The organism is Nonomuraea sp. NPDC050383 (assembly GCF_044459125.1).
Classification (GTDB): Bacteria; Actinomycetota; Actinomycetes; order Streptosporangiales; family Streptosporangiaceae; genus Nonomuraea.
Genome location: NZ_JBITIP010000004.1, coordinates 584891 through 595121, shown reverse-complemented (window position 1 = coordinate 595121; position 10231 = coordinate 584891). Strand labels below are relative to the sequence as shown.

Genomic DNA, 10231 nt, shown 5'->3' with positions numbered 1-10231 from the left:
CCGGTAGACGACCGGGTTGATAGGCCGGAGGTGGAAGCACGGTAACGTGTGGAGCTGACCGGTACTAATAGGCCGAGGACTTGACCACAAAGCATACTTTCGTAGTTTTGCTCGCGTCCACTAGGCAATTCTGAGACAGCAAGCAGCAGCTTGTGTGTTTCAGAGGGTTACGGCGGTTATGGCGGGAAGGAAACACCCGGTTACATTCCGAACCCGGAAGTTAAGCTTCCCAGCGCCGATGGTACTGCACTCGGGAGGGTGTGGGAGAGTAGGTCACCGCCGGACAATCTTTTGATGGGGGTCCATGCGGGTCTGGCATTCGTGCCGGGCCTGTGTGGGCCCCTTTCGCATGCCCGCAATCGACCGGTATCAGGTCTGGTCCCTGCTTGGGACGGACATTCGGCCTCGGGCCGGCGTCGGCTACGGACTTTGGGTTCGGGTGGGCGTCGGCTGCGGACATTTGGATTCGGGTGGGGGTCGGCTTGTGCCGGCGGACTGGTTATGTGTCTGCTGCCTTCGGGGCGGCGCCAGCTGGGCATGTCGTGAACCTGCGTGTGCCAGTCCGCATGTCGTGAATCATGCTGCTGCGAACCAGGTGATCTCCTTGGGCCCTCGTATGCCGGTGGTGCGTAAGGCTGGCGCTGCTCCGTGCTCCGTGCTGCGTGCGGCGTGAGGCGTGAGGCGGGGCGCGTATCGGTCAAGCTCGCGCGCTCGGGTTCTCCTGGTCCAGTTCTGCTGCTCGGGTTTTATGCGACCTAGCGGGGGCTCGTGGCTGTCTGGGACCGATGGGCGGTCGAATGTCACGCTTTGAGGTCGCGTCGGTTCAGGGAGTTGATGAAAATGGGCGCCGTGGTGGACGGGGAGGCGGCACACTGGTGTTCGGCGGCCATCGCGGGGTTCCCCTTCAGTCCAGGTCATGCACTCGAAGGATCGCGCGATGGCCGTCTTCGTGTCTTCGGACAGCCGAGACCGTCAGCGCTCGGCCGCTTCCTGGGCCTGGAGGAGCGGCTCGATGCGGTAGGGGATCTGTGTGGAGAGGGCGATTGTGCTGTCCGTGCGCTGCACCGCAGGTGAGGCCAGCACGGCGGCGATGATCTCCTGAAGGTGGTCGGTGCTTTTCGCCACCACCCGGCAGAGCAGATCGTGCTGCCCGCTCGTACCGTGCACCTCCAAGATCTGCGGCACGCTGTGCAACGCATGGACGGCCTCCGTCAGGCGCCCCTGGGCGATCTGCAGCCAGACGAACGCCAGGATCGGGTATCCCGCCAGAGCCGGTGACACCGTGGGGCCGAAGTCTTCGATGATGCCCCGCGCCATCAGCTTCTCCACCCGCGCCTGTACGGTGCCCCGGGCGACGCCCAGGAGGCGTGCCGTCTCGGTGAGGCCGATGCGGGGATGGGCCCGCATGGTCACCAGGAGCCTGGCATCCAGCTCGTCCACGGGGGCCTCCTCGGCGACTGTGCGATTCGTCCATCTCATGCAGGTTCGGTCGTGCGGTACTTAGCGTATCGACCAGTCGGAGGCAGCGCTCTTGCCAGACTTTCGTGGAGTTGCTGTCATCTGGTGCATGTTCGAGGAAGCGCAGTATTTCGCCCCGGTCGCGGAGCAGGATGACGGTTCGGTCGTGGTCGAGCTGGCGTCCTCCCATCCCGGCTTCGCGGACCCGGTCTACCGGGCCAGGCGCAACGCCATCGCGCAGCTGGCTGTGAACCACCGCAAGGGCACGCCGATCCCCGCTGCCGAGTACACCGAGCAGGAGCACGGCATCTGGGCGCTGGTCACCAGGGAGCTGGCGGTCAAGCACGCCAAGTACGCCACCGCCGAGTACCTCGAAGGGGTGGAGCGGCTCGGCCTGCCCGACGACCGGATCCCGCAGCTTGAGGAGGTCAGCGGGCTGTTGTCGCCGCTGACCGGGTTCCGCTACCTGCCGGCTGCCGGGCTCGTCCCGTTGCGTGACTTCTACGGCGTGCTCGCGGACGGGTACTTCCACTCCACCCAGTACATCCGCCACCATTCCGTGCCGTTCTACACGCCGGAGCCGGACATCATCCACGAGGTCATCGGGCACGCCAACGCGCTGGCCCACGACCGGTACGCGGCCCTCTACCGGCTCGCCGGCGCCGCGGCTCGGCGGGTGGAGAGCGAGGAGGCGTTGGAGTTCGTGTCGAAGGTGTTCTGGTTCACGCTGGAGTTCGGCGTGATGAGCGAGGGGCCGGAGCTCAAGGCGTACGGGGCGGGCATCCTGTCCTCGTACGGGGAGATCGAGGAGTTCCGCGGCATGGACATCCGGCCGCTGGACCTTCGGGTGATGGGCACGACGCAGTACGACATCACGAAATATCAGGATGTGCTGTTCCGGGCGGAGTCGCTCCAGCATCTGGAAGATGTCGTAGGGGGGTTCTGGGAGACCTGCGAGGACGATTCGATCGCTGGGTTGCTGGGCGGGAACCGAGGATAACGGCGCGACGACGGGCCAGCGGTTGTGGCGGGGGCAATGGTGTGGTGGCCATCGCGGGAGATCCTGCGATGGCCGTCGCGCGACGTACGACTTGGTGCTTGGTCGCGGTTCAGGCGTGAAGTGCGGTGTGGGTTGGTTGGGCGCCGACAACCGCGATGGGGGAGCGACCGGCGCTGGGGCGGGGGTTCCCGCGGCCGATCGTGGGGTTCGCGCGCGGCGGTGGGTGCTATCCGGCGGTGTGTGGTGGTGGCTAGCGACGGGTCGTAGTTTGTCGGGATAATCTGGCAATGATCGTCGGCAGGGTGGCGCGCCGGGTCGCGGTGGCCGCCCTTCTGGTGGCGCCGCTGGCTGTGCCCGCGCCGCCCGCACTTGTGCCACCCCGTCCTGCGCTCGCCGCCGCGGACAGGCCCGACGGGAGATCCGCCGACAGGCCCGACGGGAGATCCGACGGGAGGTCCCAGAGCGGGTCTGACGGTGAACCCGAGAGTGACTACGACAGCGCACTAGTGAGTGACCCCGACGGCGCACCCGAGGGCGACTACGACGGCGAGTTCGTGAGCGTGCCTGCGGACAAGCTCGACAGCGGCACCACCGCCCAGACAGCGCGTGAGGGCCGGAGAAGCATCGAGAGCGCCGGGTTCAGGGGTACCGGTGGCGAGGTCGAGCGTGCCGGCACCGTGCCCCTGCGGGACGCCCGCGAGGCCGCGACCAAGCCTTCGCGGCGGGAGAAGGTCGTGCCCGTTCCCGCCAAGAGCCTGACGCGGCGGCTCGACCGTTACCTCGCCGGTCGGCCCGGGCCCGTGACCGCCATGGTGCGGGACCTCACCAACGGCCGCCTGTACCGCTACCACCGTGGCGAGCGCCTGATCACCGCCAGCTCCGCCAAGGTGCAGATCCTCATGGCGCTCCTCCTCCGCACCCCGTGGCGCGAGCTGCCCAAGGCCGTGCGCCGCGACGCCGATCTGATGATCCGCTACAGCGACAACCACGCGGCCGACCGGCTCTGGGTGCGCATCGGCGGTCCGGACGGGTTCACCAGGGCGGGGCGCAGGTTAGGGCTGCGTCACACCGTGGGCGTGCCGGGTAGGTGCGTGGATCTGTACTGCTGGGGCATCACGCCCACCTCGGCCGAGGACCAGGTACGGCTGATGCGGGCCCTGATGTCGGACCGCAGCCCGTTGCCCGCGAAGGAACGGGAGCAGGTGCTGCGGTTGATGGGCCGGGTCGTCGCCGGGCAGAACTGGGGGGTCAGCGCCGCCGCCTGCGAGGGTGACCGCGTGGCTCTGAAGAACGGCTGGCTGAAGCGGGTCTCCACCAAGCGTTGGGCCGTGGTCACGGTCGGGCTGATCCGCGGGCGCGGCAAGGGCGCCGTGGGGCACGATTACGCGGTCGCGGTGCTCAGTGAGGGTGCCGCCGAGGTGGGGCACGGCATCGCGACCGTCGAGGGTGTGGCCACGCGCGTCATGCGGGCGTTCCGCACCTGCCGGGGGTCATGAGCCGCAGCGAACCACCGGTCCTGCGCACCCGCTGAGCCTGACAGTTCCCCGCATCTGCCGGTCCTGCGCACCTTGCCGTGCCTGACAGCTGCCCCGCATCTGCCGGTCCTGCGCATCCGCTGGGCCTCACGGCTTCCCCGCACCAGCCGGCCCCGCGCACCTGTCCGCGTGACCACCTGCGGGAGGCGGCTGCCAGTCGCGGCCGGCGGGTGGCGCTTCGGGGCATGGCGCGGCGAGCACCCTGGGCCGAGCGGACCGCCTGTACCACCGACCCACACCACCGACCCACACCACCGACCCGCACCACCGCTACAGACCCGCACCGCTACCGACCCGCACCGCTACCGACCCGCACCAGGCCCATCGGCGACCGCCGCCGCCCCAGACACTCAGGCGCCCAACCACCGCCGTGGAACAACCAGGTCAGGAAGGTGAGCCCGGGGTGACGAGGCGGTAGCCGACCCCGCGTACCGTCTGGATGAGCTGGTCGTCGTCGTCGCCGAGGCGGGCGCGCAGTCGCTTGACGTGGACCGCGATCGTGTTCGTGGACGTGCCGGCCCCCGCATGCCACACGTGCCTCATGATCTGCTCCCGCGTCACCGTGCGGTCGGCGTTGCGCATCAGGTACAGCAGCAGCTCGAACTCCCGCAGCGGCAGGTGGACGACCCGCCCGTCCACGCGTACCCGGTAGGCCCGCACGTCCAGCTCGACCGCGCCGACGGCGAGCACGTCGCGCTGCTCCGGGGAGGCGGCGTGGATGAACGGCAGCAGCTCGGGCACCCGGTACGGCCGGGCGACGCAGGCGGCGGCCCCGGCGGCGAGCGCCTGGAGGGCCTGGTCGGCGTTGCCCTCTCCGACCCCGAGCAGGACGGGCACGGCCCGGGCGACCCGGACCGCGCGCACGAAGTCGACGGCGTTGATGACCGGCAGCGTGGCCGACACGAGCACCACGTCCGGCTGGAGCGCGCCGGCCTGCAGGAGGCCCTGGGCGCCGTCGGGCGCGCCTGTGACGGCCACGCCCTCGCGTTCGAGGGCGTCGGCGAGTTCTCCGACGACCTCCTCGTCGGGGTCGGCGATGAGCAGTACGGGCCTGGTCCGTGTGTCCCCGTGCACCGTGGATGCCGCCTGCTGGTGGGTCATCAGCCGAAGCGCCCGGTGATGTAGTCCTCGGTCGCCTTCTGCGAGGGGTTGGTGAACATCCGGGAAGTTTCGTCCATTTCCACCACCTTGCCCGGCTTGCCCTGCTCGGACAGGTTGAAGAAGGCCGTCCGGTCGCTGACCCGGGCCGCCTGCTGCATGTTGTGGGTGACGATGACGATCGTGTACTGGTCCTTGAGCTTGACCATGAGGTCCTCGATCGCCAGCGTGGAGATCGGGTCGAGCGCCGAGCACGGCTCATCCATCAGCAGCACCTGCGGCTTGACCGCGATCGCGCGAGCGATGCACAGCCGCTGCTGCTGGCCGCCCGACAGGCCCGCGCCGGGCTTGTTGAGCCGGTCCTTGACCTCGTTCCAGAGGTTGGCGCCCTTGAGCGACTCCTCGACGACGCCGTCGGTCTCCGACTTGGAGACGCGGCCGTTGAGCCGCAGGCCCGCCGCCACGTTCTCGTAGATGGACATCGTGGGGAACGGGTTCGGACGCTGGAAGACCATGCCGATCAGCCTGCGCACCGACACCGGCTCGACGGAGGTCCCGTACAGGTCCTCGCCGTCGAGCAGCACCTTGCCCTCCACCCGCGCGCCGGGGATGACCTCGTGCATGCGGTTGAGCGTGCGCAGGAACGTCGACTTGCCGCACCCTGACGGGCCGATGAACGCCGTGATCGAGCGCGGCTCGATCGTCATCGAGACGTCCTCGATGGCCTTGTGCGACCCGTAGTACGCGTCGAGACCGGAGACCTGGATCTGCTTGGACATTGCGCTGATACCCCCTATCGGCCCCTGGCGGGCGAGCGCCACCAGGCGATGAGGCGCGCCACCAGATTGAGCAGCATGACGATCAGGATGAGCGTGAGGGCTCCGGTCCAGGCCCGGTCGATGGCGGTGTCGTTGGGACGTGCCGCCTGGTCGAAGACATAGAGGGGGAGCCCCATCTGCGGCCCGTTGAACGGGTCGTTGTTGATGGAGTCGGTGAAGAACACGGTCAGCAGCAGCGGCGCCGTCTCGCCGGCGACGCGGGCGACGGCCAGCATGACGCCCGTGACGATGCCGGTGAGCGCGGTCGGCAGCACGACCTTCACGATCGTGCGCCACTTGGCCACGCCCAGCGCGTACGAGGCCTCGCGCAGGTCGTTCGGCACCAGGCGGAGCATCTCCTCGGCCGACCTGACCACCGTCGGCATCATGAGGATCGACAGGGCGAGCGCCCCGGCCAGGCCGGAGAACGGCATGCCGAGGAACAGGACCCAGAACGCCAGGATGAACAGGCCGGTGACGACGGACGGGACGCCGGTCATGACGTCCACGAAGAAGCTGATGGCCCGGCTCAGCCGGCCGCCGTTGCCGTACTCGGTGAGGTAGATCGCCGTGAGCAGGCCGATCGGCACCGAGATGGCGGAGGCGAGCAGCACCTGCTCCAGCGTGCCGATGATCGCGTGGTACGCGCCGCCGCCCGCGTCGCGCGCGCCGATGTTGCGCATGGAGTGGGTGAGGAACTCCATGTCGAACCGGGCCAGGCCCTTGCTGATCACCAGCCAGAGCACCGAGACGAGCGGCACGACGGCCAGGGCGAACGCCAGATAGACCAGCCCCTGCGCCAGGCGATCCTTGACGCGGCGGCCGGTCGATATGTGCTGGACGGTGGTCATGCGCCGCTCCTCGCGTATTCCTTGCGGCGGTTGATGATCATGCGGGCGGCCGTGTTGACGAGCAGCGTGATGACGAACAGCACCAGGCCGGAGGCGATCAACGCGCCGCGGCCGATCGGGGTGGCCTCGCCGAAGCCGTTGGCGATGTTGGCCGCGATGCTGTTGCCGTGCGGGGTGAGGATCTCGAACGTGATGTCGAACGTGGCGGGGAAGATGAGCGCGACCGCGATCGTCTCACCCATGGCCCGGCCGAGGCCGAGCATCGAGGCGCTGACCACGCCGGGGCGGCCGAACGGCAGGACCGCCATGCGGATCATCTCCCAGCGGGTGGCGCCGAGGGCGAGCGCGGCCTCCTCGTTCATCTTCGGGGTCTGGAGGAAGACCTCGCGGGAGATCGCGGCGATGATCGGCAGGATCATGATGGCCAGCACGACGCCGCCGGCCAGCATGGTCTTGCCGCCGATCGCGCCCTCGCCGGAGAACAGCGGGAACCAGCCGAGGTGCGCGTTCAGCCACTCCGAAGGCGTCTTGAGCAGCGGCACCAGGAACGTCACGCCCCACAGGCCGTAGACGACGCTGGGGACGGCGGCGAGCAGGTCGACCAGGTAGCCGAGCGGCCCGGCCAGGCGGCGGGGGGCGTAGTGGGAGATGAACAGCGCCACGCCCATGGCCACCGGGGTGGCGATGACCAGCGCGATGGCGGAGCTGAGGACGGTGCCGAAGGCCAGAGCGGCGATGCCGAAGACCTGGCTGCCGTTCGGTTCCCAGGTCAGGTCGGTGAAGAAGCCGCCCTTGTTGGCCCGTAGCGCGGGAACCGCCTCGCTGATGAGGAACACGGCGATGGCCGCCATGATCCCGAGCAGGAGGATGCCCGCGCCGGTGGCTGCGTAGCGGAAGGGCGTCTCACCGTGGCTGCGCCGCGAGGCGGGCCGGCCCGTGGCCGGCCCGCCCCCGCGGGTACGGACGTCAGTCGTCATCGGCGATCAGGAGATGGCCTCGACGGCGGAGCGGACCTTGGTCAGCAGCTCGCCCGACAGGGGAGCGTAACCGAGGTCCTTCAGCGCGGTCTGGCCCTCGTCGCTGGCGGTGTAGGTGAGGAAGGACTTGACCAGCTTGGCCTCCTCGGGGGCCAGCCCCTTCTCACAGGTGATCTCGTACGTCACGAGGACGATGGGGTAGGCGCCCGCCGTCTTGGTGCCGTAGTCGATCTTCAGCTTGAGGTCGTTGCCGGTGCCCTCGACCGTGGCGGTCTCGACGGTCTTGGCCGCGCTCTCGGCGGTCAGCTCGACGAACTCGCCCGTGCCGTTGGCGACCTTGGCCTTCTGGAGCTGGGAGTTCTCGGCGAACGACAGCTCGACGTAGCTGATGGCGCCCTCGGTGCCCTTGACCGACGAGGCGATGCCGTCGGAGCCCTTGGCGCCCTGGCCCTTGGCCTCGGCGGGCCAGGCCTTGGCCGGCTCGTACGGCCACTCGGCGGTGGCCTTGAGGAACTTGGTGAAGTTGTCGCTGGTGCCCGACTCGTCGGCCCGGTGGAAGGCCTGGATCGGGGTGGCGGGCAGCTTCGCCTGCGGGTTGTCGGCCTTGATGGCCGCGTCGTCCCACTTGGTGATCTTGCCGCTGAAGATGGCGCCGATCGTCTTGGGCGAAAGCTGCAGGCCGTCCACGCCCGGGAGGTTGTAGACGACGGCGACCGGGCCGGTGACCATCGGGATGTTGATGGCCTTGCCGGTCTTGCAGCGGGCGTCGGCCTGCGCCGGCTCGCCCTTGTCCTCCTTGAGGGCCGAGTCGGAACCCGCGAAGGCGACCGTGCCCTGGATGAACGCCTGCACGCCCGCTCCCGAGCCGCTCGGCTGGTAGTTCACGCTGACGCCGGAGTTCTTGGACTGGAAGTCCTTCTTCCACTGGTCGATCGCGTTGGCCTGGGCCGAGGAACCGGCGGCGTTGATGGTGCCGCTCAGCCCGCCTTCGGCGGCGCCCGTGGCCGCGGCGGAGCTGGTGCCCGCGTTGCTGCCCGAGCTGTTGTTGTCTGTGCCGCACGCAGCGAGCGAGAGCGCGCCGACTACGGCGACGGCGGCGAGCCGGCCTGCATACTTCACGGTTGGGTTCCTCCCACTTGGTCCTTAGTCGCCCTTGAAGTTATGCAGGCAAAGTGACTCGCAACCCCTGACGAGGGTGAACGTTCGGTGAACGGGCCCGGTCGCCCCCATGATGGGGTTTATGACGTATCGCGTATGCCTCGTGTGCATGGGGAACATCTGCAGGTCACCCATGGCGGAGGTCGTCCTCCGCCGCGTGCTGGAGGGTCACGGGCTGGCCCGGCGTGTGACCGTGGAGAGCGCGGGCACGGGCGGCTGGCACGCCGGCGACCCGATGGACGACCGCGCCCTGCGCACCCTGTCCGACCACGGGTACGACGGCTCGGCGCACCGCGCCCGGCAGTTCACCCACGACTGGTTCGACCGCTACGACCTGATCCTCGCCATGGACCGCGACAACCTGGCCGTGCTGCGCGGGATGGCGCCGGCCGGAGTCGAGGTGAGCCTGTTCCGCTCGTTCGACCCGGCGGCGCCCGAGGGGGCCGAGATGCCCGACCCGTACTACGGGGGGCCCGAGGGTTTCGAGGAGGTGCTGGAGCTCGTCGAGGCGGCGGCCGAGGGCGTGGCGAAGCACATCAGCGATGAGATCGGCTGAGGACCTCGGCGGCTCGCACGGCCGGCGGCTGCGGCGGGGCGTGCTGGACGACGGGCGGCAGGTCTTCGCCAAGGTGGGGACCGCCTCGCCGGCGTTCGCGTCGGAGGCGGGGGGACTGCGGTGGCTGGGCGAGGTGATCGCCGTCCCCGAGGTCGTCGAGGTGGCCGAGGACCGGCTGGTGCTGTCGTGGGTGGACACGGAACCGCCCGGCCCGGCCGCCGCCGAGCGGTTCGGGCGGGAGCTCGCGCGCATGCACGCCGCCGGGGCGCCCGCCTTCGGCGCGCCCTGGCCGGGCTTCATCGCGGACCTGCCGATGGACAACTCGCCCGCCGACGACTGGCCGTCGTTCTACGCCACCCGCCGCGTGCTGCCCTTCGTACGGCGGGCCGGCCTGCCCTCGGACGACGTACGGCTGATCGAGCGGGCCGTGGAGCGCTTCCCGGAGGCAGCAGGGCCGCCGGAGCCGCCGGCCCGCATCCACGGCGACCTGTGGAGCGGCAACGTGCTGTGGTCCGGCGGCACCGGGGTGCTCATCGACCCGGCGGCGCACGGCGGGCACAGGGAGACGGACCTGGCCATGCTGGCGCTGTTCGGCGTGCCGTACGAGGACCGCATCCTCGCGGCGTACCAGGAGGAGAGCCCGCTGGCGGACGGCTGGCGGGATCGCGTGCCGCTGCACCAGCTCCACCCGCTGCTGGTCCACGTGGTCCTGTTCGGCGGGTCGTACCGGGACAGTCTCATGCGGGCGGTGGCGCGAGTGGCGGCCCTCGGCCGGTGAAC

At 69.6% G+C, this 10231-nt stretch carries 10 protein-coding genes and 2 rRNA genes; 6 read left to right on the top strand and 6 right to left on the bottom strand.

Annotation, left to right across the window (positions count from 1 at the left end; translation table 11 throughout):
- Both ACIBG4_RS14115 and rrf read left to right on the top strand, forming a co-directional pair.
- Positions 1-88 (top strand): 23S ribosomal RNA (locus ACIBG4_RS14115); the annotation flags it as partial.
- Positions 89-168: 80 nt separating this feature from the next.
- Positions 169-285, top strand: a 5S ribosomal RNA gene (rrf, locus tag ACIBG4_RS14110).
- A 687-nt stretch (positions 286-972) separates the two neighbouring features.
- On the opposite strand, the gene ACIBG4_RS14105 is transcribed toward rrf, so the two are convergent.
- Entirely contained in the window at positions 973-1440 is a 468-nt protein-coding gene (locus ACIBG4_RS14105; protein ID WP_397202124.1) for an Lrp/AsnC family transcriptional regulator, read from the bottom strand.
- A gap of 127 nt (positions 1441-1567) precedes the next feature.
- Here ACIBG4_RS14105 and ACIBG4_RS14100 point away from each other — a divergent pair, with 127 nt between their 5' ends.
- Positions 1568-2458 carry a phenylalanine 4-monooxygenase gene (locus tag ACIBG4_RS14100; protein WP_397202123.1) on the top strand — a complete coding sequence of 297 codons (891 nt, stop codon included), beginning with the start codon at positions 1568-1570 and terminating at the stop codon, positions 2456-2458.
- A gap of 506 nt (positions 2459-2964) precedes the next feature.
- Positions 2965-3954, top strand: a complete 990-nt coding sequence (locus tag ACIBG4_RS14095; RefSeq protein ID WP_397202122.1) for a serine hydrolase — start codon at positions 2965-2967, stop codon at positions 3952-3954.
- Positions 3955-4377: 423 nt separating this feature from the next.
- On the opposite strand, the gene ACIBG4_RS14090 is transcribed toward ACIBG4_RS14095, so the two are convergent.
- From ACIBG4_RS14090 to pstS, 5 genes are read right to left on the bottom strand one after another with little or no spacing between them, the layout of a single operon-like run.
- Positions 4378-5094 carry a response regulator transcription factor gene (locus ACIBG4_RS14090; protein ID WP_310708561.1) on the bottom strand — a complete coding sequence of 239 codons (717 nt, stop codon included), beginning with the start codon at positions 5092-5094 and terminating at the stop codon, positions 4378-4380.
- Positions 5094-5870 (bottom strand): phosphate ABC transporter ATP-binding protein PstB, encoded by a 777-nt coding sequence (gene pstB, locus ACIBG4_RS14085; protein WP_310708562.1) that lies wholly within the window; start codon positions 5868-5870, stop codon positions 5094-5096. Before pstB ends, ACIBG4_RS14090 begins: the two co-directional genes overlap by 1 nt.
- Positions 5871-5884: 14 nt before the next feature.
- Complete coding sequence (pstA, locus tag ACIBG4_RS14080) at positions 5885-6760, bottom strand: phosphate ABC transporter permease PstA (RefSeq protein ID WP_310708563.1); 876 nt, start codon at positions 6758-6760, stop codon at positions 5885-5887.
- Entirely contained in the window at positions 6757-7737 is a 981-nt protein-coding gene (gene pstC, locus ACIBG4_RS14075; protein WP_310708564.1) for a phosphate ABC transporter permease subunit PstC, read from the bottom strand. Before pstC ends, pstA begins: the two co-directional genes overlap by 4 nt.
- 6 nt (positions 7738-7743) lie before the next feature.
- Positions 7744-8856 (bottom strand): phosphate ABC transporter substrate-binding protein PstS, encoded by a 1113-nt coding sequence (pstS, locus tag ACIBG4_RS14070; RefSeq protein WP_310708565.1) that lies wholly within the window; start codon positions 8854-8856, stop codon positions 7744-7746.
- 172 nt (positions 8857-9028) lie between these two features.
- On the opposite strand from pstS, the gene ACIBG4_RS14065 reads away from it, so the two are divergent.
- Complete coding sequence (locus ACIBG4_RS14065) at positions 9029-9451, top strand: low molecular weight protein-tyrosine-phosphatase (protein ID WP_397202121.1); 423 nt, start codon at positions 9029-9031, stop codon at positions 9449-9451.
- Entirely contained in the window at positions 9438-10229 is a 792-nt protein-coding gene (locus ACIBG4_RS14060) for a fructosamine kinase family protein (protein ID WP_397202120.1), read from the top strand. The genes ACIBG4_RS14065 and ACIBG4_RS14060 overlap by 14 nt, the downstream gene beginning before the upstream one ends.
- The last annotated feature ends 2 nt before the right edge of the window (positions 10230-10231 follow it).

What these genes read in the sequence shown, in the direction of transcription:
- ACIBG4_RS14100 (WP_397202123.1), top strand. Translation starts at nt 1,568, where the DNA reads ATGTTCGAGGAAGCGCAGTATTTCGCCCCGGTCGCGGAGCAGGATGAC.
- ACIBG4_RS14090 (WP_310708561.1), bottom strand. Translation starts at nt 5,094, where the DNA reads ATGACCCACCAGCAGGCGGCATCCACGGTGCACGGGGACACACGGACC.
- pstB (WP_310708562.1), bottom strand. Translation starts at nt 5,870, where the DNA reads ATGTCCAAGCAGATCCAGGTCTCCGGTCTCGACGCGTACTACGGGTCG.
- pstA (WP_310708563.1), bottom strand. Translation starts at nt 6,760, where the DNA reads ATGACCACCGTCCAGCACATATCGACCGGCCGCCGCGTCAAGGATCGC.
- pstC (WP_310708564.1), bottom strand. Translation starts at nt 7,737, where the DNA reads ATGACGACTGACGTCCGTACCCGCGGGGGCGGGCCGGCCACGGGCCGG.
- ACIBG4_RS14065 (WP_397202121.1), top strand. Translation starts at nt 9,029, where the DNA reads ATGGCGGAGGTCGTCCTCCGCCGCGTGCTGGAGGGTCACGGGCTGGCC.
- ACIBG4_RS14060 (WP_397202120.1), top strand. Translation starts at nt 9,438, where the DNA reads ATGAGATCGGCTGAGGACCTCGGCGGCTCGCACGGCCGGCGGCTGCGG.